Source organism: Hymenobacter translucens, assembly GCF_020685205.1.
In the GTDB taxonomy this organism is placed as follows: domain Bacteria; phylum Bacteroidota; class Bacteroidia; order Cytophagales; family Hymenobacteraceae; genus Hymenobacter; species Hymenobacter translucens.
The window spans coordinates 311151-337875 of the sequence record NZ_JAJERB010000002.1 but is presented as its reverse complement, the minus strand read 5'-3'; the positions used below and the strand labels follow the sequence as shown (position 1 = coordinate 337875).

20 protein-coding genes and 1 tRNA gene are annotated in these 26725 nt (G+C 61.6%); 7 read left to right on the top strand and 14 right to left on the bottom strand.

Annotated features, from left to right (window positions below):
* Window positions 1–15 precede the first annotated feature (15 nt).
* Window positions 16–4200, top strand: coding sequence for a CHAT domain-containing protein (locus LJY25_RS05170; RefSeq protein ID WP_227607172.1), 4185 nt, complete (start codon window positions 16–18; stop codon window positions 4198–4200).
* Window positions 4201–4398: 198 nt separating this feature from the next.
* Window positions 4399–4974: a GNAT family N-acetyltransferase gene (locus LJY25_RS05165; protein ID WP_227607171.1), complete on the top strand. Its 576-nt coding sequence runs from the start codon at window positions 4399–4401 to the stop codon at window positions 4972–4974.
* Window positions 4975–5019: 45 nt separating this feature from the next.
* On the opposite strand, the gene LJY25_RS05160 is transcribed toward LJY25_RS05165, so the two are convergent.
* Together LJY25_RS05160 and LJY25_RS05155 are read right to left on the bottom strand one after the other, a co-directional pair.
* Complete coding sequence (locus tag LJY25_RS05160; protein WP_227607170.1) at window positions 5020–5940, bottom strand: hypothetical protein; 921 nt, start codon at window positions 5938–5940, stop codon at window positions 5020–5022.
* 5 nt (window positions 5941–5945) lie between these two features.
* Window positions 5946–7136, bottom strand: coding sequence for a CHASE2 domain-containing protein (locus tag LJY25_RS05155; RefSeq protein WP_227607169.1), 1191 nt, complete (start codon window positions 7134–7136; stop codon window positions 5946–5948).
* 184 nt (window positions 7137–7320) lie between these two features.
* Between LJY25_RS05155 and LJY25_RS05150 the strand changes: the two genes are divergently transcribed.
* On the top strand, window positions 7321–8451 hold the full coding sequence (locus LJY25_RS05150) for a mechanosensitive ion channel family protein (RefSeq protein WP_227607168.1): 1131 nt from the start codon (window positions 7321–7323) through the stop codon (window positions 8449–8451).
* 490 nt (window positions 8452–8941) lie between these two features.
* Here the strand turns inward: LJY25_RS05150 and LJY25_RS05145 are convergent, their stop codons facing one another.
* Window positions 8942–9823 (bottom strand): TerB family tellurite resistance protein, encoded by an 882-nt coding sequence (locus tag LJY25_RS05145; RefSeq protein WP_227607167.1) that lies wholly within the window; start codon window positions 9821–9823, stop codon window positions 8942–8944.
* Window positions 9824–10211: 388 nt separating this feature from the next.
* On the opposite strand from LJY25_RS05145, the gene LJY25_RS05140 reads away from it, so the two are divergent.
* Window positions 10212–10286: transfer RNA gene (locus tag LJY25_RS05140), tRNA-Val, on the top strand.
* 168 nt (window positions 10287–10454) lie between these two features.
* Here LJY25_RS05140 and LJY25_RS05135 read toward each other — a convergent pair.
* Together LJY25_RS05135 and LJY25_RS05130 are read right to left on the bottom strand one after the other, a co-directional pair.
* The gene (locus LJY25_RS05135; protein WP_227607166.1) at window positions 10455–14084 is read right to left on the bottom strand and encodes an ABC transporter permease/M1 family aminopeptidase; all 3630 of its coding nucleotides are present in this window, start codon (window positions 14082–14084) and stop codon (window positions 10455–10457) included.
* Window positions 14081–15010 carry an ABC transporter ATP-binding protein gene (locus LJY25_RS05130; RefSeq protein ID WP_227607165.1) on the bottom strand — a complete coding sequence of 310 codons (930 nt, stop codon included), beginning with the start codon at window positions 15008–15010 and terminating at the stop codon, window positions 14081–14083. Before LJY25_RS05130 ends, LJY25_RS05135 begins: the two co-directional genes overlap by 4 nt.
* Window positions 15011–15565: 555 nt before the next feature.
* Here LJY25_RS05130 and LJY25_RS05125 point away from each other — a divergent pair.
* Window positions 15566–16294 carry a sensor histidine kinase gene (locus tag LJY25_RS05125; protein ID WP_227607164.1) on the top strand — a complete coding sequence of 243 codons (729 nt, stop codon included), beginning with the start codon at window positions 15566–15568 and terminating at the stop codon, window positions 16292–16294.
* Window positions 16263–16991, top strand: a complete 729-nt coding sequence (locus LJY25_RS05120; RefSeq protein WP_227607163.1) for a LytR/AlgR family response regulator transcription factor — start codon at window positions 16263–16265, stop codon at window positions 16989–16991. The genes LJY25_RS05125 and LJY25_RS05120 overlap by 32 nt, the downstream gene beginning before the upstream one ends.
* Window positions 16992–17176: 185 nt before the next feature.
* On the opposite strand, the gene aspA is transcribed toward LJY25_RS05120, so the two are convergent.
* Complete coding sequence (gene aspA, locus LJY25_RS05115; protein WP_227607162.1) at window positions 17177–18583, bottom strand: aspartate ammonia-lyase; 1407 nt, start codon at window positions 18581–18583, stop codon at window positions 17177–17179.
* Between the two features lie 224 nt (window positions 18584–18807).
* Here aspA and LJY25_RS05110 point away from each other — a divergent pair, with 224 nt between their 5' ends.
* On the top strand, window positions 18808–19977 hold the full coding sequence (locus LJY25_RS05110; RefSeq protein WP_227607161.1) for a GNAT family N-acetyltransferase: 1170 nt from the start codon (window positions 18808–18810) through the stop codon (window positions 19975–19977).
* A gap of 15 nt (window positions 19978–19992) precedes the next feature.
* Here LJY25_RS05110 and coaE read toward each other — a convergent pair whose 3' ends face one another.
* From coaE to LJY25_RS05070, 8 genes are all read right to left on the bottom strand, one after another.
* The gene (coaE, locus tag LJY25_RS05105) at window positions 19993–20595 is read right to left on the bottom strand and encodes a dephospho-CoA kinase (protein WP_227607160.1); all 603 of its coding nucleotides are present in this window, start codon (window positions 20593–20595) and stop codon (window positions 19993–19995) included.
* A gap of 73 nt (window positions 20596–20668) precedes the next feature.
* Complete coding sequence (locus LJY25_RS05100; protein ID WP_227607159.1) at window positions 20669–21634, bottom strand: YbbR-like domain-containing protein; 966 nt, start codon at window positions 21632–21634, stop codon at window positions 20669–20671.
* An 11-nt stretch (window positions 21635–21645) separates the two neighbouring features.
* Window positions 21646–21972, bottom strand: a complete 327-nt coding sequence (gene yajC, locus LJY25_RS05095) for a preprotein translocase subunit YajC (protein WP_227607158.1) — start codon at window positions 21970–21972, stop codon at window positions 21646–21648.
* Window positions 21973–22002: 30 nt separating this feature from the next.
* Window positions 22003–22533: a DUF1573 domain-containing protein gene (locus LJY25_RS05090; protein WP_227607157.1), complete on the bottom strand. Its 531-nt coding sequence runs from the start codon at window positions 22531–22533 to the stop codon at window positions 22003–22005.
* A gap of 156 nt (window positions 22534–22689) precedes the next feature.
* The gene (locus LJY25_RS05085) at window positions 22690–23694 is read right to left on the bottom strand and encodes an isocitrate/isopropylmalate dehydrogenase family protein (protein ID WP_227607156.1); all 1005 of its coding nucleotides are present in this window, start codon (window positions 23692–23694) and stop codon (window positions 22690–22692) included.
* A 141-nt stretch (window positions 23695–23835) separates the two neighbouring features.
* Window positions 23836–24147, bottom strand: a complete 312-nt coding sequence (locus tag LJY25_RS05080) for a YtxH domain-containing protein (protein ID WP_227607155.1) — start codon at window positions 24145–24147, stop codon at window positions 23836–23838.
* Between the two features lie 104 nt (window positions 24148–24251).
* Entirely contained in the window at window positions 24252–25436 is a 1185-nt protein-coding gene (nusB, locus tag LJY25_RS05075) for a transcription antitermination factor NusB (protein ID WP_227607154.1), read from the bottom strand.
* Window positions 25437–25532: 96 nt separating this feature from the next.
* Window positions 25533–26624 carry a Glu/Leu/Phe/Val dehydrogenase dimerization domain-containing protein gene (locus LJY25_RS05070; protein WP_227607153.1) on the bottom strand — a complete coding sequence of 364 codons (1092 nt, stop codon included), beginning with the start codon at window positions 26622–26624 and terminating at the stop codon, window positions 25533–25535.
* Between the last annotated feature and the right edge of the window lie 101 nt (window positions 26625–26725).

Sequence of the window (26725 nt, the reverse complement as noted above, 5' to 3'; positions counted from 1 at the left end):
CTTCAACTGGATATCATGCGGCTCCCGGTTATCCTGCTGCTTTTGCTTACGACGGCTTTCGGGCTGCGCGCGCAGCAGAGCGACCTGCTGGAGCGCAGCCTGCTCAGCGGCGACATTGCTTCGGCTACTACCCAGCTGCAAAAGCGGCAGCGCCAGGCTCCGGCCACGGGCTACCCGCTGGCCTCTGCCCGCCTGGCCTGGCTCAAGGGTGACTTTGCCGAAGCGGCCACCCGCACCGAACGGTTTCTCACCGACCTGCCTCTGCCCGCCGCCGGGTCCGACAGCACCGGCTATGCCACGGCCCACTACGAAGCCGCCCTGCTTTACGCGGATATGCACCAGTACCGGCTGGCCGCCACGGTCGTGGCCCGCTGCCTGGCCGTGCGTCAGAACCCGCCCACGCTGGCGTTTGCCGCCGGAGCCCTGCAGGCCCGTATTCTGACGGAACAAGGGTACTACAACGAAGTAGTGGCTTTGCTGCCCAACCTGCTGGCCCGGGGTGAGCCCCTGGCCCGGGGCATCGACGCGCAGGGGCTGCGGGGCGCGCACAGGCTGACCAAGCCGGAAAAGGCTTTGCGAAAGCGCCGGCAGGCCCGGCTCCTAGTACTGCGTGCCAATGTGCTGAGCCGGCAGGGTCTGTATACCAGGGCGGAACAGGAATTCGCTCTGGCCCGCAAGTACATCACCAAAAACCTGAGTCAGTGGGACCCGGCTTACCTCGATTACGCCGCGGCCCGGGCCCGGCACCTGGAAGACCAGCGCCAGTACGCCGCCGCCGCCAAGCTGCTTTACCAAGTGCTGCGCCGGGAGGGGCACGGCAGCCGGCACGAAAACTACCGCTGGCAGCACCCGGTCAGCCTGGCCATGCGCCGGCAGCTGGTTCGAATGCTCTACCAATCCCACGACAGCAAAGAAGCCACCGAACAGCTGGCTTTGCTGACCAACATCACCAACCAGTACCACGCCCAGCACCCGTTTTATGTCAACCAGCTGGCTTTGTTTAAGCTGAGCGCGACCGGCAAAGCCGGGTACCCGGAGCCCCGGCAACTGAAGCGGTGGCTGCACCAGAGCAAAGCCCAGGGCTGGCCGGATGAACACGAGGCGGAGCTGGCCTTCGGGCTTTACCGGGGCTACCGCCAGCTCGACAGCCTGACCCTGGCCGAACAGTATCTGCGGGAAGGCCTGACGTTGCTTGCCCAGCAGCTCAGCGCAGAAGCCCCGGTTTACCACGCCGCCCGGATTGAGCTCGCCTCGTTCTATACCAGCCAGGCAACCAACCTACCAGAGGCAGGGCAGATTTTTGCCCGCAGCTTCGGGCAGATCGTAAAGCCCCAGCTGGCTCCGACGCAGCAGCGGTACTACGAGCTGCTCAACCAGCAGGCCTACTACGACCAGCTGACCGATAACTACGCCGGAGCTACCCGCAACCTGGAAGCCGCCGCCACGATTGTGGAGCAGCGCTACGGGGCTGCCCACCCGCTTTATGGGCAGCAGCTGGGCAAGCTGGCCGGGCTGCAGCTCCACGCCGGGCAGTACCGGCAGGCCGAGGCCACGCTGGCCCGGGCCCAGCAGATTATCCGCAAAGACCAGGGTACCTCCAACACCGACTACATCCAGGCCCAGCAGGTGCAGGCCCGGCTCTACGTGATTACGGGGCGCTACGAAGAAGCCCAGCACCTGCTGTACCGCGCATCCCGCCTGACTGACAGGATCAGCGCCGGCCAGCTGCTGGGGCAGGACGGGCAGGAAGAAACCGCGGCGCTGTATCTGCACCTCGGGCGCTACGCCGATGCCGAGGCCCTGACCCGCAGCCTTATCAGCTCCCGTACCCATAAATACAGGGTCGACCAGCACCTGTCCCTGATCCGGCCGCACCAGTTGCTGAGCAGCGTCTACCTGGCCACCGGCGACTACCTGCAGGCTGAAAAAGCCGCCCGCAAAGCCGCCGACATCAGCCTGGGAATCGTGGGCGACACTTCGCTGCATCACCTGCGCAGCCAGCTGTTGCTGGGTAAAGTCTACGCCGCCATGGGCGACTACGGCCGCTCGGAGCAGCTGACCCGGCAGGTGGCGGCCCGTATCCGCAAGCTGCTCGGGGCCGACCATATCGAGCTGGCCCCGGCCCTGATGGACCTGGCTATGGTGCACTACTATCAGCAGGGCGCCCCGGCCGAGGTAGAGCACTTGCTGCGGCAGTCGATTGGCATCTACGGCACTGCGCTGGGCCGGCAGCACCCGGCGTATGCCAAAGCTCTGCAGTGTCTGGCTACGTTCTGCCTGGCGGGCAACCGCCTCGGCACGGCCGATTCCCTGCTGACGGCTGCCAACCTGGTGTGGAAGGAAAAGCTGGGCAAAGACAACCTGCCTTCGGCCGAAATGCACCTGCTGACCGGGGATTTGCGCCGTCGGCAGAAAAACTATCCCCAGGCCCTAAAAGACTACCAGCGCGCCCTGACCATGTACCAGAAGGTAGTTAGTGAGCGGCACCCGCAGTACGCCGTGGTGCTTAGCCGCATCGGCCAAATCCACTACATCGAAGGCAAATACGCCAAGGCCGCCGACGTGCTCGACCAGGCGACCGGGCTGCACCTGACCTACATCCGCACCTGCTTCCCGGCTATGTCGGAGCGGCAGAAAAGCCAGCTCTGGGCGCTGATCCGGCCCGACTTCGAGTTCTACAATACCCTGGCCGTGCAGTATGGCGAAAAGCGCCCGGAGCTGCTGGCCAAGGCCTATGATATGCGCCTGGCAACCAAGGCTATTCTGCTCAGCGCCTCGACCAAAGTGCGGCAGCGCATCCTGAGCAGCCCCGACACGGCGCTCCGGGCCCAGTACGCACGTTGGCTGCGGCAGCGGGAGCAGCTCGTAGCCGCCCTGGGCTACAGCGCCGAGGCCCAGCAGGCAGCAGGCATCAGCCTGACGAAGATGGAACAGGACGCCGAGGCCCTGGAGCGGCAGCTGGTTGAGCGGGCCGAGGGCTTCCGGCAGATCAATGAAAAGCAGCAGTATTCCTGGCAGGATGTGAAAGCCCGGCTAAGCAAAACCGAGTACGCCGTCGAAATCATCCGCTTCCGCCTGTTCACCACCCAGTTTACTGATTCCGTGCTTTACGCGGCCCTGCTCGTGTCGGGCCGGACGAAGCGGGCCCCGGAGCTGGTGCTGTGGCGCAACGGCCGCCAGCTCGAGGGCCGCTACCTGAGCAACTACCGCAACAGCACCCGGTTTCTGCTCGATGACCCCGAATCCTATCAGCAGTACTGGGCCCCGCTCAAAAAGCACATCCCCGACGGCAGCACGGTATATGTATCGGCCGACGGCGTGTTTCACCAGCTCAACCCTGAAACGCTGCAGACCGGGCCCGGGCGCTACCTGCTCGACACCGACCAGACGGTGCTGGTGAGCAGCACCCGCGACCTGCTGGCCGGCCCGGCCCCCGCCGGTCGCCGCACCCCGCCGCCCAGCCACCGGCCCACCACGGCCATGCTGTTTGGTGACCCCGTTTTTTACGCCAGCGTCGCCAGGCCCAAAACCGGGTCCGCCCTACGTCGCCTGCCCGGCTCGGCCCGGGAGATTGAGGAAATCGAAACGGCTCTGGCCGGTGGCAAGTGCGCCCGGGAAGCTTTTCTGCAAAAGGCCGCCACCGAAGCAGCCGTCAAGAAAGTGCAAAGCCCTGGTGTGCTGCACCTGGCTACCCACGGCTTCTTCCTGGATGAGGGCCATGATGCTTCCACCACCCTGGCCGGCACCGGGGGCATCGACCAGAACAAAGCCACCGAAAGTCCCCTGCTTCGCTCCGGCCTGCTGTTCTCCGACGCCGGCGACATCCTCGGTGACAGCACCCAGCGCTACCTCAACAGCCGAGAAGGCATCCTGACCGCGCTGGAAGTTTTAAACCTGCAGCTCGACAAGACGGATCTGGTGGTGCTTAGCGCCTGCGAAACCGGTCTGGGCAAGCTTCAGGTGGGCGAAGGCGTGTACGGGCTGCAGCGGGCGTTTCAGGTGGCCGGGGCGCGGTCGGTGGTGATGAGCCTGTTCAAGGTATCGGACGAGGCTACCCGGCAGCTGATGAGCCTATTTTACCAGCGCTGGATGCAGACCGGCAACCAGCGCCAGGCGTTTATCAAGGCCAAGCAGGAGCTGCGAAAACAGTACCCCGAGCCGCTGTACTGGGGCGCGTTTGTGATGATGGGCACGGAGTGAGAAGGAAAGACTGTGAGGACAGGACCCGGAGCGTGGATGCCTGCTGAGGACACCGAGGAGCCCGCAGGTTCTACAGGAACCTGCTACCGACTCGGTAATTCTCTGCTCCGTACCCAAGTGTACATTGTGAGCCGGTTTAGGCGGTATATTAAACTTGCTTACCTGAAGAAAACCCGTCCCCACTGCCTTATTGTGCCAATGGCTGTTTCCTCCCTGAGCTTCGACCACTACGCCATTCGCCCGTTGGTGGAAGCTGATTTAGAGCCCTACTTTAAGCTCGTTGACCGGAACCGGGCCCGCCTGGAGCAGTTTTTCACTGGCACCGTATCCCGGACCCGAACCCTGGCCGACACCCGGGAGTTTCTGGCCGATATCACCCGGCGTGTTGAGGCGCGCTCCTACCTGCCCTATCTCATTGTCGACGACAAGGCCAACCGCCTGGTGGGCTTCCTCGATTTGAAGAACATCGACTGGAATATCCCCAAGGCCGAGGTAGGCTGCTATATGGATGCGGATCTGGCCGGCCACGGCGTGGCGACCCGGGCCTTTCAGGTGTTCTGTGATTATTGCTTTGCGCACTTTCAGTTTGAAAAGCTCTTTCTGCGCACGCACGAAAGCAACGTTGCGGCCCGGCGCGTCGCCGAGCGGGCCGGTTTTCAGGTTGAGGGCATCATTCGCTGCGACTATAAGACCACAGCGGGCCTTTTGGTTGACCTGATATACTATGGCCGGCTTTGCTCCACAGCAGCCGCTTCCCGGGAAGGGCAGACCTAGCTACCCGATATCCTTAACGGAAGGCCAGTTACCCAAACACCCCCACTATTCCAGCCCAACCCGCTGCCGGTACTGCTTCAGCAGCGTCTGATACTCCGTTACTTCCGGCTCCAGCCGCACGGCCTGCTGGTAGGCAAGCAGGGCATCGAGGTAAAGCTGATGCTCTTCGAGGTAGGTGGCTTCGACCAGGGCATTGAGGGCCCGGCTTTCCTCGGCGCCGGTATGGAGCTGGGCCAGCTCCTGCTGCATCGTCTGGGCCTCGGCCTCAGGCACTACTTTCAGCAGCAGCGGAGCAGAATACAGCGTAGGCTTGTTTTTCGCGCGTACCGTCAGGAAGTACACCTGCTCCCCCTTGCCGGGCAGGCTTTTCAGCGGCACCGCGATTTCCGATTTGGGTGCTTCGAGCGTTGAGACTACCTCGTCGTAGCGGTTGGTGAGCGTAACGGTGTAGGTGCCGGCCCCGGGTACGGGCACCCAACTCACCGACACGGGCTGCTGGCCCAGCACGCTGGTTTGCAGGGGCGTAAGCAGACGAATGGCGGCGTTGTCGGCGGTGCCGCGCTCCACGGAGCCGGTCACGGCCATGTACTGGCGGTAGTTGCGGTTGCGCTCGGCGCTGGTGCGGCCCTTGTCGGTTTTGGTAATTTCCTCGAGCACGTAGTTGGCGTAGCGGCTGCTCAGCGTCTGCTTGTTCTGCTTCAGAGCCGTGCGGGCCAGATCCGCCAGGGCATACTTGCCGGGGGCCTTCAGCTCCAGCGTGGCGCCCGACTGGTGCAGCAGCCCGATATAGCTGCCGGGGCCAAGCTCCAGCGTCTGGCTTACCGACAGGCTGCGGCCCGGACCGGTACCGGTGTGGCTTTCTCCCTGCACGACTTCCACGGGGCCGCGCACGGCCAGCACGCGAAAATCCTGGGCCTGGAGCAGGCCCGCCCACATCAGCAGGGTGCTCAACAACGGTAGCTTCATCGTGTTCATGGCTTGTATCTTTTCACTAAATATATATACTTATCCCGCGCTTTGCTATACAGATTGCGTCCGGTTTCGGTGTAGACTTCCAGCAGGTCGCTGCTGAGTAACAGGGCAATAAGACCCAGGGTGAGGTCGATGCGGAAGCGCCAGTAGTGGAACACGATGAGCACCACGAACAGGAGCAGAATGCTTTCCACCAGCTGCACGGTTTTGGTGATGGTGTCATACCAGTGAGGGTAGTGGTCGTGGATAAAAAAGAAGAACACGATGTTCAGGTAGCACAGCAGTACGGCCAGCAAACCCGAAATCCAGAGTGGCAGCTCGTCGATGTAGTCGTGGTGCAGCACCATGGAGATGATGTTGGCGTGAATGACGACCCCGAACATATCGGGGTAGGACTTGCCGGCGTACTTGTGGTTGAGAGGGGTGTAAAACTTGTCTTCCCAGCTGGGCTTGCTGAAATCGGGGCCCATGTAGCCCATCAGCACAATCTTGTTTTTAAAGCTGACTCCAAGGTTGGGGTCGAATACGTCGGCCACGTCGAGGGCGTAGAACTTGTCGGTGTTGCCCCGGAAGTTGATCAGCTCCACCTCCTTGCGGCGGCGGAGCAGCTGCTGCACCGCGGCCGGATCCCTGAACCGGGCCAGGGCCAGCGGAAACGCCAGCCAGGTGCTGTCAGCCAGCTTTTCGCGGGGGCTGAACGAGCGCGACGTCCGGAACTTGTCGACGCCCTCGGAAATCAGGTTGGCAAAGCCCGTGGTGGCTGGCCGGCTGAACATTGGGTGGGACCGGCGCAGGTGGTCGAAGGGGCCGGCCGGACTGCCTTCAATCTTGCTTACCAGCACCAGCCGGGGCGTGCGGGCCAGTGCTGCGGCCAGCAGACTGTCGCCCACAGGGTCTTTCCGGTTCCAGAAAAACGCGTCGATGCCAACCACCAGCGGCCCGTCGGCGTTGATGCGGTCGAGCTGGGCGGCAATGCCGGCGCGGTCGAGCACCCCGATGTTGACCAGCACGATGCTGGTATCGGCGGTGGTTTCCTGGCGCAGACGGGAAAAGATGATATCGGTGACCTCGAAGTCGGACAGCGCCTCCTCCATTGGGTTCAGAAAGTCGAACCGGATGGGCAACACCGACACCAGCCCGATAAAGGCAAAGACAAAGGCCGTGCAGAGGAAGTAGTCTTTGCGAAACACGGGCGCCGGGCTGAGACAGAGGGGTTGCTAAATATAAGCGTTGGATTGACATTGCCAGCCGCTACTGCTGTCAACGCCAAAGCCCGCCCGGCTGACAGAGAATTGCCGTAGGTTTGCCCCGTATTGTTGCCCGCCGGCTTCCACGCCGCGGCGATGACCGGGCCTATTTCATTATGCTTCTCCAATGACTTTCAACGAGTTTCTGCACCAGCGCTTTCTCGGCAACGACGTGCTGGCCTACCTTACCTGCGCCCTGATTCTGCTGCTGGGCTACGGCTTCAAGACCCTGCTTTCCCGGCTGTTGTCCCACCTGCTGTTTAAGTTTATCGGTGAGAAGACCGAGGGCGTAAGCGAGGCTCAGTTTGAGGCGCTGCTGGTGAAGCCGCTGGGCGTGCTGGTGTTCCTGATTACCATCTTCCTGGCCTTCCAGGTGCTCGACTACCCCGTGCGCAACTCCGAACTGGCCGGCGACGAGCCCTGGCCGAAGCTGCTGGCATTCCGTATCTACCAGATCGGCGTTATCAGCGCCACGGCCTGGGTGGCCGCCCGCCTGGTCGACTTTGCCACGCTCGTCTTCCGCCGCCGCGCCGAAACCCAGCCCTCCCGGCTTACCTCCCAGCTCCTGCCTTTCGCCAAAGACCTGCTCAAGGCGTTTATTTACATCGCGGCCTTTCTCGTTATCCTGGGCAAGGTGTTTGGCGTGAACGTGACGGCGCTGATTGGCGGCCTGGGCATCGGCGGCCTGGCCGTGGCCTTTGCCGCCAAGGAAACCCTCGAAAACCTGATTGCCTCGTTCACCATCTTCCTCGACCAGCCCTTCGCCGTGGGCGACCTGGTCGAGGTAGGCGGCGTGTCGGGCACGGTGGAAAAGGTGGGCTTCCGGAGCACCCGGCTGCGCACGGCCGAGAAAAGCTTCGTGACGGTGCCCAACCGCTCCATGATCGATAAGCCGCTCGACAACCTTTCGCTGCGCACGGCGCGGCGAGTGAGCTTTACGTTAGCCCTGAGCCATACCACCACCAGTGAGCAGCTGCGCCGCATCGTGGCCGAAGCCCAGCAGCTGATCCAGGAGCACCCGCTGACCACGCCCGAGGTGCAGATCAAGTTCTCGGCCCTAACGCCCGCCGCCAAGGAAATTACGGTGCAGTACTTTGTCGAAACCACCAACTACGACGAGTATCTGAACGTGAAAGAGGACGTGAACTACCGCCTCGTGGAAACGGTGGAGCACCAGGGCGGCACGTTTGCCAGCGTGGGCACCACGGTTGTGCAGATTACAAATCCGCTGCGGGGGCTGGAGTCGGGCCCCGGCTGACCCGGTGATGGGCCGGTAAGCTGTGCTAACCGTCATGAGAAAACTGGTTTTTACTCCGGTAGTTCGTCATTCCGAGCTTACCGAGGCATCTCGCATGCAGCGTTGGGTAGTAATCCAACGAAGCGGTAGGGCTGCTTCGACAAGCGGACGCCAGATCAGGCATGACCTTTACCGGTAAAGTTGGCTACCGCACCGTGCCGATGCCGTGGTGGTAAAGGTTGCGAAGCGTGGCCAGCTTGCTCGAGTCGTAGTAGTTGCTGGCCGTTTCGATACCGAGAAAATCCGGCTGCCGGTGCAGCTACGGCTGTAGTTGCCGGCCGAGGCTTCCGCAAACCGCTCCCGGCCCCATCGGATCTGCTGACTGTGGATACGGGCTTCCACGATGCCAGCGGCCTGAGTGCTGCTGACCACTTTCAGGATTTACGCAAAAAGGCCGGCTGCTCCGAGAGGGCAGCCGGCCTTGCCGGTGTTTATCTTTTCCAGTGGGAGCTTAGCGTCCGCCGAGCAGACCGCCGAGCAGGCCGCCCATCGAGCCACCGCCACCCAGGCCGCCAAGCAGGCTGCCCAGGCCACCGCCGCCGGCGCTGCGCGGTGCCGAGTTCGGCCGACCGCCGAGGCCGCCCAGGATCGACGTGAGGGAGCCCAGGCCGCCACCACCAATGTGGGAGCCCTGCTGCGGGTAGCCCCCGCCGCCACCGCCCATCGCGCTGCCGAGCAGGCCGCCACCGAGCAGACCGCCGAGCAGGCCGCCCATCGAGCCACCGCCGCCCATGGCGCCGCCCAGCAGGCCGCCCATGCTGCTGCCCATCATACCGCCACCCATGCCGCCCATGCCGCCGCGGCCACCCATCATGCGGCCAATCACCATGGGAGCGACGATGCCCAGCAGACCGGTCATCAGGGCACCCTTGGGAATGCCTACGTTGTCAAGCTTGCTGCCAATGCTGCTCAGAAAGCCTTCCTTGGAAGGGTCATTGGCATCGTGCGGCACGGCAGCGGCCTGGTCGACCACGCTTTCCAAAGCTTGCTTCTGCTGCTGATTGATGCCCAGGTACTCGGAAATCTTGTTGACCATCGACTCCTCGTCGTTGGAATAGGCGCCATCGGCGCGGGCAAAGCTGATCAGGTCGGTTACGAGCGAGTAGCGCAGGTCGCTGCCACGCAGCACATCCAGGTTCTGCTGCACCGTCTGGTTGGTGGAGTCCTGGGCGGCGCGTACTACCTGCTGGGCCGAGCCGGCCGACAGGCCAGCGGTCTGGGCCAGCTGCTGCAGGAACTCTACTTCGGCGGCCGAAGCTTCGCGGTCGGCGGAGGCCAGGCTAGCAATTACGCTCAGGTAAGCGGTCTTTTCCTGCTCAGAATAGTTTTGCAAAAGTTGGGTATCAGCCATTGGGAAGGGGTTTTGGGTAGAGGTTGTGGGGTTGAGTTGACGTTAACGCGAGATATAGAGAAATGTTAGTGTGCATCCGTCCGGCTGCCGGGCCGCACTGCCTCTGCTTGAAACTGGGTTTGCCTGGGCGCCGAGCCCCTTCACCACTTGGCTGGTCGCACGGGCCTGGCTCCCAAACCATGCTTTTCTCGGCCCGCCCCAAAAAATTATCCTCCGGCGCCGAAACGAAATTTTCTGGCACTGAAACGGTTAGGTACTGAATCAGCTTTATTGAAAAAAAACTTCAGCTCGACACGCACTTTTTTTTGGGTATTCCGAAATCACCTGCCATATTTGCCATCCCAAACGGAACACAACCGCCGGGAACAATGGGAGATTAGCTCAGCTGGTTCAGAGCATCTGCCTTACAAGCAGAGGGTCACTGGTTCGAACCCAGTATCTCCCACTAGTGAAAAACAGCCACTTAGATGCAAATCTGAGTGGCTGTTTTGCTTTAGAGCTTACCCGCTGGCTTTCCTTTCTCCTGCGCTTCCCCGGGATACCTCTGGATCAGGCAAGTACTGGTACCGGTCGCTAGGATCTTTTTTCCAGCGCATGGGGCGCAGACCCACCATCACAGAGGCCGGTTTTCAAACTTTACCTCTTCGTAATTACCCTCTGTTTTCCAGTCGGTCAGCAACTGGCGGGGGTCAATACCAGCGTTAGCGGGCCGGGCGGGGACTGTCAGCACCAGCGTCTGCTTACCGGATTTGATCAGATGCTTTCGCAGGTACAGCGGCTTGCCTGCCCGCCGGCCCTCCGCAGCGGGTGCAAACACACCGATTTCCACCCAATCCCGCATCGGTAGTTTCGTCTCGGTGCCCGCACTATCCACGACCAGCTTTTTTGCCTGCAGGGTAATCGTCACCTGCCAGTTGCCTCCTTTGGTTGGTTTGGCGGTAGCGGCTTCCGTTTCCAGCTCCCAGAAAGTGTTGGCCGCGAACAGGTCGTGCACCAAGGGTTGGAGCGAGTCCGGAGTTACCGCCCGCAGCTCCCGGTAGAGATCCAGCGAAGTAGGCAAAGACACAGTCCCGGGGCGGTGATTGGCCAGCAGATTCCGGAGTGCCCCGTTTACGCGGTCCCGGCCCACGTACTGACTTAGCGCGTACAGGGCGAAGGGGCCTTTGCGGTAGTTCTGGTAGAAGTCGTCGGCCTGCAGCAGCGGCTTGGCGGCCCGGGTGCGCGGGGCTTCGTTTTCTTCCCGCAGGAAGCTCAGCAGCGCCCGGAGATGCTCAGCACCGTATGCGTCTTCCAAAACGCCCATAGCCGAGTACCAAGCCAGGCTTTCGGTAATCAGGCCGGCGCCTTCTACATAGGCTTGCTTGAGCTGATTGCCCCACCACTGGTGCGCTACCTCGTGCGCTACCACAGCCGTCACCAGGTCGAAGCCCCGCTCATCAGCCTTCGGATTCAGAAGAAAAAAGCCCTCCTCCGCCGTGATGTTGATGGGCGCGGCATGGTGGCCGAAGGCGTAGCTGGGATGGGCCACGAACCGAAGCTGCCGGTGCGGGTAAGGCCCAAACTGCCGGGTGTAGTGGTCCAGTGAAGCCTGGGCGCTCCGGACCATGCGCGCCGGGTTCTCCGTCATCCCCGGGGGATAGTAAATCTGGATGGCAACGTCCTGCCTGGGGTTAGCCGATGAGCTTTGCCATTTCCCTTCCTGCACCGCGTAGGTAGCCGAGAAAAAAGCGTATTCATTGCGGATGGGGGCATCTGTGGTATAATGGCAGTAGCGGCGGCTTGCTTTGGTCCAGGTCCGGCGCAGGGTGCCCGGCGCTACCACCATCTGGCCCGCATCCGTGCCTACTGTGGCCTCAAAGTGGATTTGCTCGGGAAACGGGGCGTACCGGCGGGCAGCCACATCGTAAAGTGAGTACGTGGCGGGCCGGGCTGGTAAGCCATGCTCTTTGCGGGCACCGGCCTCATCAAGCTCCCGGTAGGGCAGATACCCGATAACGGGAAGCCATTCCATATTTCGGAAGCTGGTGCTCTTTTCCGTCACTTGTGCATCGGCCCCGCTGTTGGAGAAGCCCTGCGCTTGGTACCTTACCTGAAAGCGAAGGCGCACCGAGTCGCCGGGTGAAAGGGGCTGCGCCAGGGTGTAAATGCGGTGGCCCTGTTCCTCATCCACAAGCACTGCTTTGGCTGGCTGGCTGAAGCTGACTGCCGTTGTTTCGACGCCCGCGCCCGTGGCCAGATGAACCGAGTCAATGGAAACCTGACTCTTGTTTACCAGCAGGTAAGCGCCTTGTATCTCTACCGTCCGCTGCTTCGGATATAGCTCTACCTGCAGGCTTACCCCGGTCAGCAGGGGCTGGGCTACGTTCAGGTACCGACGGTAGCGCTGCTCATAGGCTGCGCGCTGCGCCGTAGAGTCAGCGGAGCTGCGGTACGCATGCAGCACATTGGTATTGTAGAAGATGAAGCCGCCCGACAAAACGATACCGGCCACTGCCACTGCCGAAACCAGGACGCTGGAACGCGTAAAGCGCCGGCGGGCTAGCTGGAGCCGCGAGGCAAAGCTACCCTCCCGTCCCCGGACCCAGAACAGCCGGGTTACGACGGCCAGCAACAGCGCCCAGGCCGCCCAGTACGCCTTAAACCACAGCCAGGGCGCCAGCGTGGGCCCGAAGCCAGCCATGTCGGTATAGGTCCAGGGCGGACTGGCGCCAAAGATGAGCAGCTTGTGCTCGATGCCTAAAGTAGAAGCAAAGGCGATGCAGCCATAGGCTACCAGCGCCACCAGATGCCCAACAAATTTCTGATTGACCAGCACATGCACCAACAGGGCGAGCAGGGCAAAAAGCAGGCAATCCACCAGCTGCAGTCCGAAGATGGTTTGCAGGTACAGCCCGAGTTCAGGAGCAGCGCCACCGATGGCCATCTGCGCCCCTGTTCCGGCCGCCATCAGGAAGAACAGCCATACCACCAGCACCAGGCCCAGCGCCAGAAACCGGCTCAGGAAAAGCACCCATTCGGGCACGGGCGCCGCATTGGCAATTTCGCTTAAACCCGCTTCCCGTTCCCGCCAGACCAGCTCGCCGGCGTAGAAAATGGTGAGCAGGGCAATGAGTAGCCAGAAACGCTCCGGCTGCGCCAGGGGCCCGGTCAGATACTCCAGGACAAAGTCGGTACGGGGCAGCAACGGCACACCACGGCCCTTCAGGTTGCCGGGCACCGTGGCTCCCACCAGCAGGGCCAGGACAGCCAGCAGAGGCAGCCCGGCCTTGCTTTTGGCCAGTTGTCGAAAGGATTCCCAGGTGATGAGGCGCAACTGGCGCAGTTGGGTAACCCAGCCATACGTTCCGCTGGCCGACGGCAGCGCTTCTGCAGTTCCCCAGTTCAGCGTCTCCCAGGCCGCCACCGCGGCGGGTTGCGGTTTACCCGGTGGCTGTTTCTGGCCGGCTCCGGGTAATACAAACTGAAACCGGAAGTAAGTAAACGCGAGCAGGCCGAGCGAAATCCCGAACCACAGCAGGCGGTTAACGAGAAACGAGCCCTCCAGCAGCAGAAAACGCGTGTTTTTCTCCTGTGGGCTCCAGTCAATGGACAGATGGCTCAGCACCGGGCCAAAACTCATCGGGTCGGCTAAATTGCCCCATTCTCCCCCTTTTTCCAGCAGCGGCCAGATCGTGTAGGACGCCGCGAACAAGGCCGCGCCGACCAGATAACTGGCCAGGGCCCGGCGGCTGAGCGCTGCCGCCGAAAACTGCATGGCCGTGGCAAAAAATGCGTTGGGCAGCGCGATAAAGCAGAAGGTAGTCAGGTAGGGGGCCACCCGGAACGGACCCAGAATCTCGGCTTCTACCCCGGCAAAGTGCATGGCCAGCAGCATACCCACCGGGATGGCGAGCAGCTGAAGCGCACTTAGGGCCAAGGCGGCCAGGTACCGCCCGCCCAGGTAAGCCGCTTTGCTGGCGGGAGCCGCGTAGGTAAGCAAATGCATGCGGGTCTGCACGTCGCGGGCCGCCGCCTCGCCCGCCACGGAGGCACCGATTACCAGCCAAAACACACAGCAGATAACGGTGACGGCGGCCATGACGATCGGCGCATTCAGTACTATATACCCGTCCCGCGCATCAGAGGCATAGTTGGCAATGACTACGAGAAACGTGATGAGCAGGATGACCCCGAAGTAAAGCCAGGTAGCGGGCCGACGAAGCTGGTAGCTGAATTCCAGCGCGAAAATCCGTTGGAACTTCATAGCGCGATGCCCTCCGCCCGCAGTTGCTGGCTAACCGGGCCGAAGCAGCCCGTCAGGGCACTGAAATAGACATCTTCCAGGTCCGGGTTGACGGGCTCAAACCCGTTGCCGGGCCTATCCGGGCTGTACACGTGCACCATGGTGCGCCCGCTCAAGAGCTTGGCGGAAATTATCCGGTGTTCCTGGTCCATCACCGGCAGAGCGGCTTTATCGGTCAGCTTGCGCCAGATGCGGCCTTTCAGCGCCGCCACGGCCTCCAGGGGCCGGGCTTCGAGCAGGATCTGGCCCTTGTCGATGATGGCCATGCTGGTGCACAGCTCCGCCACATCCGCCACGATGTGCGTGGAAAGAATGACCACGCTGCTTTCCCCCAGTTCGCTGAGCAGATTCAGGAAGCGCACCCGCTCGGCCGGGTCCAGGCCCGCCGTGGGCTCATCGACGATCAGCAGCTGCGGGTTACCCAGCAAGGCCACCGCTACGCCAAAGCGCTGCTTCATACCCCCCGAAAAGCCGCCCAGCTTCTGCCTGCGCTTGTCCCAGAGGTTGGTTTGCCGCAGCAGGGCCTCGGTGGTGTCTTTGCGCACTGCCCGGTTGGTAATTCCTTTCAGCACCGCGAAGTAGTCGAGCAGCTCTTCGGCGCTGGCTTTGGGGTACACGCCGAACTCCTGGGGCAGGTAGCCCAGCGTCTGACGTACCGCCTCTTTCTGCTTGACTATGTCGATGTCGCCTAAAAACAGCTGCCCTTCATCGGGCTCCTGCAGCGTGGCGAGCGTGCGCATAAGGGTTGACTTACCCGCGCCATTCGGGCCCAGCAGCCCAAACATGCCCGGCGGAATGTCCAGCGACACATTATGCAGCGCCTGCACGCCGTTCGCATACTGTTTAAAGACCTTGCGGATGGAGAGACCCAACGGGTGATTTCTCATTTTTATCGGAGTTGCTGCGGTTGTTCGTTTAATCAGAGGAAGCTTGCCCCGTGGTCGAAGCGGGTTTCTCTGTTTCAGCACGAAGCAATTGCGGCCGGCCGGGAAAGCGAAACGGGATATGCTGATGCGGGAAATAATCGACCAGCCGGCACTTTGCCGCTGCCGAACCAAGTGCCGGCTCTTTTTCACCTCTCGTAGAGCAGGATTGACACCTGGTCGAGCAGGCAACCGGGGGATGACAGGAAAACCCACCTTTGTGCTATGGAGCGCGTCAAAAGAATCTTCTGGCTGATTCACCTATCGGTTTGGGTCCTGTTCACCTTGCTGGCAGTCTTACAGCTGAAGGGGGATAACGATGCGCACTGGCGTACTACAACCGTGGGGTTTATAGCGACCTGCCTGTACGTTTTCTACAGTCATTTCCATCTGCTAACCCAGTACCCCGGCAAGCGAAACAGAAAAGCCTACTGGCTCCGGCTGGCAGTCATCGTGCTGACCGGGCCCGTTCCCTTTCTGCTTATCTACCAAAACCCATGGGACGCCGGGCATTATTTCATGAACCTGGTTACCGTGGCTATCTTTCTCTTTCTGAGCTGGCTGGCCAGGGTCACCGAGACGCTGGTGCTCAATACCATCCGGAAAGAGCAGCTGGAGAAGCAGGCCGTGGAGGCGGAACTGTACTATCTGAAATCCCAGATCAACCCGCACTTCCTGTTCAATACCCTCAACAACATCCATACGCTGGTGTATAAGCAGGCCCCCGCGGCCCCCGAGGCAGTCATGCACCTGGCTTCGCTGATGCGGTACATGATTTATGAGTCCAATGCGGCCACGGTGCCGCTGGCCCGGGAAATAAGCTACCTGCGGGACTACGTGAGCTTGCAGCAGCTCCGCTACAAGAACAGCCCGGTGGCCGACCTTCAGCTAGCCGGGGAAGCCGAGTCCTGCTCCATTGCCCCGCTGCTGTTCATTCACCTGCTCGAAAACGCCTACAAGCACAGCCCCGCCCGGCTGGAACCCGGCGACCTGAAGGTCAGGGTGGAGATGCGGGAAGATAGCCTCACCTTCAGCGTACAGAACCCCATCGCCCAAAAGGCGGCTCGCCCGCTGGAAGAGCCCGGGGGCATCGGACTGCCTAACGTCCGGAAAAGGCTGGCGCTGCTGTACCCTGGCCAACATACGCTGACCATTCAGAACACGGGCAGCACCTTTACGGTCATTCTTACCATCCACGGTTTACATCGAGAGGTCCATGAAAGAAAAGCTCACCTGCTACATCATTGAGGACGAGCACCTGGCCCAGGAAATACTGGAAGAATACATCCGCAAAGTTTCTTTCCTGGAGCTGAAAGGGTCGTTCGTGAGCCCGCTGGAGGCCGCCGCCCACTTGACGGAAGACCAACCCGACCTGCTGTTTCTGGACATCAACATGCCCGATCTGGATGGGCTCAGCTTTATCCCGATGCTGAACCCCAAGCCGATGATTATCCTGACTACCGCCTACGACCAGTACGCGCTGAAGGCCTATGATCTGGAGGTGAAGGACTACCTGCTGAAGCCCTTTACGTTCGAGCGGTTTTACAAAGGCGTGTTGCGGCTGTACCAGGAGCAAGGCCCCCGCCACCCCCCGGAAAAGAAGGACGAGAAAGCGGAGACGAAGCCGGATCAGGAGTATATTTTTCTAAAAGTGGGCCACCGTATTCAGAAGGTAGCCACCCGTGACATCCTTTTTGCGGAGGGAATGAAAGACTATCTGCGGATTCATACTTCGGAAGAGAAGATTATGACGCTGCTGAGCTTTGCCCGGCTGGAAGAGCTGCTGCCCGCCCAGGAATTTGTGCGCGTGCACCGATCCTTCCTAGTCGCGCTCGACAAAATTGACCACATCGAGAAAAACCGGATTCAGATTGCCAACCAGATCATCCCCATCAGTGATACCTATGCCGAGGGGTTTTATAAGATGCTGAAGGGATTTCAGTAGGCTGCGTTGGTCAGCCCCATTCGGGGCCCAGCAAAAAGCCCCGGCGAGCAGGCCGGGGCTTTTTGCTGCATAGCGCTTAACCCGCCGGCAGCACCGATGGCTGCCTTAGCGCCGGTGATAGAGTGCAGGGCACTGCGAACCGGCTCCGCGGCTGGTAAGCTCACTGCTCGGCCCGGCCCCGGTGCCTACTGAATAAAGCCCGGCCGGATCAGGTTCTCAAACGTGTAGATTTCGTCCCACTTGGCCTGGGTGAGCAGGTTGCGCTCCGTTACGGCAATGTCGTGCACGGATTTGCCGGTCCGCAACGCTTCCTTGGCAATTTCCGAGGTAGCTTCATAGCCCAGCACCGGGCTCAGCTGGGTGACGATGCCGATGCTGTTGCGCACCAGGTTTTCGGCGTGCTGCACGTTGGCCGTGATGCCCACCACGCACTTTTCGCGCAGGGTATGGCAGGCGTTGGTCATGTAGGAAATCGAGGTGAACAGGGCAAAGGAAATGACCGGCTCCATCACGTTGAGCTGCAGCTGCCCGGCCTCGGCCGCCATGGTTACCGTAAGGTCGGCTCCGATGACGTAGAAGGCGGTCTGGTTTACTACCTCCGGCACCACCGGGTTCACCTTGCCGGGCATGATGCTGGAGCCGGGCTGCAGCGGGGGCAGGTTGATTTCGAACAGGCCGCAGCGGGGTCCCGAGGAAAGCAGGCGCAGGTCGTTGCAGATCTTGGAGAGCTTGACGGCGGTGCGCTTGAGGACACCCGAGAGTTGCACGTAAGCGCCGGTATCGTAGGTCGCCTCGATCAGGTCGCCGGCCAGGCTGAGGTCGAGGCCGGTGATGGTGCGCAGATGCTGGGTTACGAGCTCGGCATAGCCGGCCGGGGCATTTACCCGGGTGCCGATAGCGGTGGCGCCCATGTTGATTTCGCTGATCAGGTTGCGGCTGTCCTCGATGCGCAGCAGCTCCTCGCGCAGGTTGGTGGCAAAGGCCCGGAACTCGTCGCCCATGCTCATCGGCACGGCATCCTGGAGCTGGGTGCGGCCCATCTTGAGCACGTTCCGAAACTCCTCGCCTTTGGCGGCAAATGCCTCGGCCAGGTCGCCCAGCGCCTTGCTGTAGCCCACCAGCTTGTTGCTGAGCGCAATGCGGAACGCCGTGGGATAAGCGTCGTTGGTGCTCTGGGAGCAGTTGACGTGGTTGTTGGGGTGGCAGAACTCGTAGGCGCCCTTGGGCTTGCCCATCAGCTCCAGGGCTACGTTGGCAATAACCTCGTTGGCGTTCATGTTCACCGACGTGCCCGCCCCGCCCTGAATCATGTCGGTCAGGAACTGGTCGTTGAACTCCCCCGTAATGACCCGGTCACAGGCCTGCATGATAAAGCCCGCCAGGGTAGGATCGAGCACGCCCAGGTCGCGGTTGGCCTGGGCCGCCGCCTTTTTCACGAAGGCCAGGGCCTGTACAAACAGCGGCTCCGCTTTGAGAGGTATCCCCGTGATAGTGAAGTTCTCGATGGCCCGCAGGGTTTGAATCCCATAGTACACCGACGAAGGAATGGCGCGCTCACCGAGGAAGTCATGCTCAAGGCGGGAATCTTGCATAAAGAACTGATTTAGGGTGGTAGAGCTTCTTCTACGCAAACGGTTCAGCTAGGTCGGTCGGGAAGTTACGGGAAGCCCGGGGGTGCCATTCAAGCTCCTCCGTACCGGTCTTTTTACTTCCTACGCTTACTTTTGCCCGCGCGGGGTGCTCCGGGCTCGCCTCTCTCCTATCCGTTTTGCTGGCCAATCTCCGCCTGCTGCCAGCACATTCTTATACCACTGCCATGCCTTTGCTTGAAGTGACGGACGCGCGCCTCGCACGTCGGTTCTGTGCGCTGCCGGCTGCTCTTTATCAGCACCATCCCAACTGGATTTCACCGCTCTACCCCGATGTGGAGGAGGTGTTTGACCAAACCCGGAACCCCAACTTCGCCCACGGCGAAGCCATTCGCTGGATTCTGACCAACGCGGCCGGCGAAGACATCGGCCGGGTGGCGGCTTTCGTGAACGAAGCCACGACCCACGACAGCCCGGTGCCCACCGGCGGGCTGGGCTTCTTCGAGTGCACCGACGACCAGGCGGCGGCCAATGAGCTGTTTGACGCCAGCCGGGCGTGGCTGGCCGCGCGGGGCCTGGAGGCCATGGACGGCCCCATCAACTTCGGGGAGCGGGACCGGTTCTGGGGGTTGCTCGTGAATGGCTACACCGAGCCCAACTACGGCATGTTCTACCACCCCCCCTACTACCAGCGGCTGTTTGAGGCGTACGGCTTCCAGGTGTTTTTCCGGCAGTACACCTGCTACCGGGCCGTGGCCGCGCCCCTGCACCCGAGCTTCCACCGCACGGCCTTGCGCTACGCCACCGAGCTGCCTGCCTACCGCTTTGCCTACGCCACGCCCCGCAACCCGGAAAAGCTGGCGGCCGACTTCCACCACGTCTACAGCCTGGCCTGGGCCAACCACACCGGCATCAACCCCATGACGCTGGAGAAGGCCCGGGAGATTGTACGCAAGATGAAGCCCGTACTGGACGAACGGCTGCTTTGGTTTGCTTACCACCACGACGAGCCGGTGGCGTTTTTTATGAGCCTGCCCGAGCTCAACCAGATCTTCAAGCACGTCAACCCCCGGTTCGGCCCGCTCGAAAAGGTGCGGTTTCTGTGGGAAAAGCGGCAGTTTGAGCGGCGCCAGCCCAAGAAGATGTTCGGCGTCATCTTCGGCGTGGTGCCGGAGCATCAGGGCAAGGGAGTAGAATCGGCCATGATGGTACACGCCCAGGGCGTGCTGATGGCCGCGGGCTACACGGAGATTGAGATGAACTGGATTGGGGACTTCAACCCCCGGATGCTGGCGCTTACCCGGTCCATCGGGGCCCGGATTTCCAAAACCCACGTCACCTACCGCAAGCTATTCGACGAAACCAAGCCCTTCGAGCGCAGCCCCATCATCCGGTAAGCCGAACGGCTGAAATCAGCGGGCCAGCGTCAGAAATTCCTCGTGCAGGCGCAATACCTGGGGAATGAGCAGGTGCTGGTCGTCGTTGAGGAGGACGTAGTCAGCGCGGGCGCGCTTTTCGTCTTCGCTCATCTGCTTGGCCACGATGTTGAGAATGTCGTCAGGGGTGCGGTGGGGGTCGCGGCGGAGCACCCGGCGTTGCCGCACGTCCAGGGGGGCAAACACGGTGATAACGCGGTCCAGCACCTGCCACGACCCGGACTCGTACAGCAGGGCCGCTTCCTTGAGCACGTACCGGTGGCCAGCCTGCTGCCGGGCGGTGGCCCATTCCTCGAAGTCCAGCCCTACGTGCGGGTGTACCAGCGCATTAAGCCGGGCCAGCCGGGCCGGGTCGCGGAAAGCGACCTGGGCCAGGTAGGTGCGGTTCAGCTGCCCGGCGGCGTCGAAGGTTTCGGGCCCGAATTCGTTTTGCAGCTCGGTCCGCAGTGCCGGCCGGTGGGCCATTACCCACTTGGCGCGGGTATCGGCATCGTACACCGGTACGCCCAACGTCTGAAACAGCCGGCACACCACGGTTTTACCCGACCCGATACCGCCGGTAATTCCAATTCGCAGCATGCTACTTGGTTTAGTGAGTGATACGGGCGGGCTCACCTGCCGGCACCGGTCAGCAAGATAGGCATGAGCCGGCCTACTGTCTCCCGGTCAGCACCCGCACGGTGGGCGTCAGCAGCCAGCCTCCACGGGCCAGCGCGGGCTTGCGGGCCAGTACGGGCCGCACGCTGGAGTCGGAGGAGCCGAACTGCCCGTAGTGCAGCACCACCCGCACCTGCTGCCGGTCCAGGCGGGCGGTGTCTTCGGGAAAGCACTGCAGGTTTACGCGCACGGTAGCGGGCTGCAGCCGGTATTCCCGGCCCGGCGGGAAGTCCCGCAGCTCGGGCACTACCTGCATCGGCACGTTAATCAGGGGCCGGGGCCGGAGCCGTACGTTTACGGCCTGCACGTCGGTGCCAACCAGGTCCGGGCCGCCGATGGGCACGTTAATGGAGCCATTGGTGCTGCCGGGCGCCGCCACGGGCAAATGTACCGGATACGGGCTGGCCAGGGCATTGACGACGCCGGCCGGCCCGCGAAACGCCACCGTTGCCGGCACAAACCGCGCCGCGTAGGGCAGCGCCGACCCGTCCGCTGCCGGGCTTAACCCCAGGGGCAGCCGACGGGTAACGAGGCGGTCGAAACGTACCGGCACCGTGTCGGTGAGAATATAGTTGAGCTGCAGACCTTCCATAGCCGCCTGCAAACCCGGCTGCAGGGCCGGGCTGGTTACGAAGCGGGTACTCAGGGGGCGGGGCAGCCACACCTCAGCGGGGCGTACGTCGAGCAACAGGCTCCGGCGCAGCAGCTTCCAGCCCCGGCCGGTTACGTTCACGGCTACTTCCCGCGGCAGCGGCGCTACCGGAATGTAGCGCGTGGCATCGTAGCGCCACTGCAGCGGGTAGGTAATGGGCGTGGTGTAAACTTTGTTCAGGGCGTTGAGCAGCCAGAACGTGGACGCGGCCAGAAAGCACGCGGCAATAGCCCGCCAGTACGTCCGTTGCTGGCCGTAAAACCGACCGAAGATCCGATGGGTCAGGCGGGACGCGCGGGCAAGCGGCAAGGCGGCGGCAGTTAGGCGGTGGCGGCCGGAGCAGTCGTTTTGGCGGGTACCTCCCGGGCAATGGCACTCCGGTCGAAGCGCAGGCGGGTGCCGCGGTCCACTTCAATCGTCACCGATTCCTCGTTGATTTCCACCACTTTGCCGTGCAGGCCGCCGATGGTTACCACGTTGGCGCCCTTCGCCAGGGTTTCGCGAAACTTCTTGGCTTCTGCCGACTTGCGCTGCTGGGGCCGGATCATGAAAAAGTAAACCACCAGGCCAATAGCTACCGGGAACAGCAGCTGGGAGTAGCCCTCGGCTCCGGCGGGAGCGGCTTGCAGCAAAAACGTGAGAAACATCTGCGAAAAGTAAGGTAGGAAGCGGAACGATTACTGAACTACGGGGCCGTTGGCGCCGTCGCCCAGGATGTTGGTCCGGATTTCAATCTGGGTGATGCTGGGCTGGGTGTTGGCCCGGATGGCAATCTGCTTGTTCTGCAGGCCGGTTTTGCCGTGGCTGTCGAACTGTACGTCGATGGTGCCGGTTTTGCCGGGCGCCACGGGCTCCTTGGTCCAGTTCGGCGTGGTGCAGCCGCACGAAGCCTGGGCATTCTCAATCAGCAGAGGCGACTTGCCGGTGTTGGTGAAGGTAAACGTGTGCTTGACCACGTCACCGGCTTTGATGTCGCCGAAGTTGTGGGTGGTTTCGGCAAACGTCATCACCGGGGCATTCGGGTTGGGAGCCTCAGTCTCAGCGGCGACGTTGGGGTTGTCGACGGTAGGGTTGGCAGCAGCATCACTGGCCTGGTTGGCGGCGGCGTTCATGCCCTCGGCACCTACCTCGGTGGTTTTATCGTTGTTGCAGGCACCCAGCAGGAGCGTTACGGCCAGGATGGAAGCGGAAAACAGGTTGCGTTTCATAGGTGTAAAAGAAGGCTTGACAGAACCTTCGGAAGGTTAAAGTTAAGGCGAAAAACCGGACGGTCCATATCCGTACCGCAACCGGCCGCGCCGGCCCGGCCGTCCGGGGTAAGACGACCCGGTCAGTACGGCCGGTTTTTGAATGAACCTGGCTAATTACTTGGCCAGCTTGGCAATGATGGACTGGGCAAACTGGCTGGTGGAAGCCTGCCCGCCCAGGTCGCCGGTGCACTGCTCTTTGTGCTTGAGCGTGTCCTCCAGGGCTTTTTCGATGGTGTTGGCGTATTCGTGCTCCCCGATGTGGTGCAGCATCATCAGCGCGGAGCGCAAGAGGGCCGTGGGATTGGCTTTGCCCTGCCCGGCAATGTCGGGAGCCGAGCCGTGCACGGCTTCGAAGATGGCCATGTCGTCGCCGATGTTGGCGCCCGAAACTACACCCAGGCCGCCCACGAGGCCGGCGCAAAGGTCAGACAGGATGTCGCCAAACAGGTTGGTCGTCACCACCACGTCAAACTGCTCGGGCTTGTTCACCAGCTGCATGCACATGTTGTCGATGATCTTGTCCTCGAACACAATCTGCGGAAACTCGGTGGCGGCTTCCTTGCAGGCGTCGAGCATCAGCTTGCCGGCCATCTTCAGGATATTGGCCTTGTGCGCCAGGGTCACCTTTTTGCGGCCGTGCTTGGCGGCGTAGGCAAAGGCGGCGCGGCTGATCTTGCGCGAGCCGGCTACCGTAATGCGGTTAAACGAATCGGCAATGCCCAGACGCTCATCATAAACTTCGAGGCCGGAGTACAGGCCTTCGGTGTTTTCGCGAAACAAAACCAGGTCCACGCCGGTGTAGCGGGAGGTGATGCCTTCGGTGGTTTTGGCCGGACGCACGTTCTGGTAGAGGTCGTACTTCTGGCGCAGGGTAATGTTGATGCTGCGGAAGCCCTTGCCCACGGGCGTGGTGATAGGGCCCTTGAGCGCCACCCGGTTGCGCTCCAGCGAGTCGAGCAAACTCTGGGGAATCAGCTCCCCCGACTGGTCGAAGGTGGTCTGGCCGGCGTTCTGCTCTTCCCACTGCACGGGAACCCCGGCGGCGGTGAAGATATCTTTTACGGCCTGGGTGATTTCCGGACCGATGCCGTCGCCGGGGATAAGGGTGATGGTGTGCATGTTTACGTGCTAAATGTGTTTGGAATGCGCTAATCGGATATATGTGCTGATGTGCTGATAGGTACGGGGCGCAATGAAATAGTCCTTCATTATCACCTTGCTTCCATCAGCACGCCAACGCATTATGCATCAGCGCATTAATTAAACCGCCTTGTGGGAGTTGATCTGGTTGATCAGCTGGTCCACGTCGCCGAGCAGCTGCTCGGCTTTGCTGCGGGCGTCGTTGATGACGCGCTGCCCTTCGGACTTGGCCGTCGACGGGCCGGCGTCCACGCGGCTGGTCATCAGGTTTTCGGTGAGGTCGGCCAGCAGCTCGCGGTACTTCTCGAGCTGGTAGCTGAGCCGGTCGCGGGTTTCGCGGCCTTTATCGGGAGCAAACAGAATACCCAGAACGGCACCGGTGAGGGCGCCGCCGGCGAATGACACAATGGCGGTGGTGGTTTTGCGGCCCATGTGAAGTGTAGCTTAGAGGAAAGGAAAGTGCACGAAGGAAAGAAAATCTTGCTGAACGCGGTAGGTACAGCGGAGGTTACCCCCACTACCAACCACGAGCCGCGCTACTGGTTGTCGAGCAAACCGCGGCCCGACTTGCGAATGGCCCCGCTGGCGGTCAGGTCCTGGGCCAGCTTGTCGAGGATGCCGTTGATAAACTGCTTGCTTTTGGGCGTGCTGTAGAGCTTGCTGATTTCGATGTACTCGTTGATAGTCACCTTGACGGGAATGCTGCGGAACAGGTGCATCTCGCACAGGGCCATCTTCAGGATAATCTTGTCGAGCAGGGCTACGCGCTCCACGTCCCAGTTCTGCACCGACTCAGCAATAAGCTTCTCGTAGCGTTCATCCTCGTCGAGGGTCTGCTTGTAGAGGGTTTCGGCAAACTCCCGGTCGTCGGCCCAGTTGGCCGACAAGGCCATCAGCTCCAGGCTTTCGTCGGCGGCCTCGTCGAGCATCTTCAGGGTTTTCACCACCAGGTTTTTGACGATCGGGCGGTTTTCCTCCCAGTTCAGGTCGTCTTCTTCCAGCTGATGGGGCAGGGCCTCGCCCTTGAACACGAAGTTCTTGTACAGATACTTCAGCATCTCCTGGTCGTCGGCGTAGGAGCCGGCCGGGGCGGCCAGGTAGCTCTGAAACTCGGCGTCGGGCTTGATCTCGTTGCGCCAGGCCTGCCGCAGCGCGTCCATCTCCTCGGTACTGTTCCACACCAGCTTGCGCCGGATGGTCAGGTCCTGGAGCTGCTTGTTGTCGAGCAGCTTTTGCAGCGCCAGGTTGTTCTCGAACCGGGAGGTATCGAGCAGGGCTTCCTTGGAAGGAATGTGGCGCCGGGCTTCCCGCTCCCGCTCTTCCTCGATGATGCGCAGCAGGGCCGCGGGCAGGTTGAGCAGGTGCAGGTACTGGTCGTGGATGCTTTCCGCGCCGTGCATCATCTGCCCGCCGAAGAAGGTGCCATCCTTCTTTACCTGCTTCTGGTAGTAGCTGATGGCGTCGCGTACGGCGTCGTCCACCGCTTTGTCGTCGGAGCTTTCCGGCGTTTTGCCGGTTTTGTTCCAGTCGCGGATGATGGACTCGGCCAGCTTGCGCTGCCCTTGCAGCAGGCGGCGGTTGGGCGCTTCGGGAGCGTTCAGATCGGGCTCAAAGGCGTCCGCAATCCGGTCGTTGGCCAGCATGAAGTCGGCGCCCACGGCCTGATGATAGGCGTAGAGGGCCTGCATGACCTTAATTCGAAGCGTGCGGCGGTTTAGCATGATTGGGTGCTTAGGATCTTGGGGACTCAGGGTCTTAGATTGGGAGGAGTGAATTATTCCAAAATCCAAGACCCCAAGACCCCAGGACCCTAAAATTTAATACGTTGATTTGACTTTGCCGAGGGCAGCAATGCGCTGCTCGGCCTGCCGGATGGCAGCTTTCTGGGGATGAGTTTCTTCTTTTTCGGCGCGCTCCAGCACTTCGGTGGTGAAGTCGTAGATTTTCTCGGTCTGGGTGAGGGCCGACTGGCGGCTGCCGCCCACTACCTCGGAGTACACGTTGATGAGGCCGCCGGCGTTGATGAGGAAGTCCGGGGCGTATACGATGCCGCGCTCCACGAGGGCCGGGCCGTGCACGTTTTCATTCTGCAGCTGGTTGTTGGCGCAGCCCGCAATAACGCGGCACTTCAGCCGAGTGATGGTGTCGTCGTTGATGGTGGCACCCAGCGCGCAGGGCGAGTAGATGTCCACGTCCTGGTCGTAGATTTCGTCGAGGCCCACGGCCTGGGCGTTAAACCGGGCCGCCATTTCCAGCTTGCGGTCCTCGTAGAAGTCGGTCAGCACAATCTTGGCGCCTTCTTTCGTGAGGTGCTCGAGCAGATACGTACCCACGTGGCCCACGCCCTGCACGGCAATGCGCTTGCCCTGAAGGCTGTCGGAGCCAAATGCCTTCTTGGCGGCGGCCTTCATGCCCATGTAGGTACCAAAGGCCGTTACGGGCGACGGGTCGCCGGAGCCGCCCATGCTTTCGGGCAGGCCGGCCACGTGCTTGGTTTCCATCCGGATGTACTCCATGTCCTTGGTGGTCATGTTCACATCCTCGGCGGTGATGTACTTGCCGTTCAGGTTCTGCACGAAGCGGCCGAACTTGCGCAGCAGGGCTTCGGTCTTCATGGTTTTGGCGTCGCCGATAATGACGGCCTTGCCCCCACCCAGGTTCAGGCCCGAAATGGCCGCCTTGTAGGTCATCCCGCGCGAGAGGCGCAGCACGTCGTTGAGGGCTTCGGCGTCGGAGGCGTAGTGCCACATCCGGGTGCCGCCCAGGGCCGGGCCCAGCACCGTGTTGTGGATGCCAATGATGGCCCGCAGCCCGGTGTCGTGGTCGTGGCAGAATACCACCTGCTCATGCTGGTACTCGGCAATCTGGCCAAAGACCGACGTATCGGTCAGCGCTTGGATTTCAACCATTCGAAAAAAGAGTGAAAAAGGGTGGGAAATTGGTGGGATTGGGTTGTTGTATCTTTGCCGGTAAGGTGGGCGTACACCGGCCTACGCGGGGGCAAAAGTAC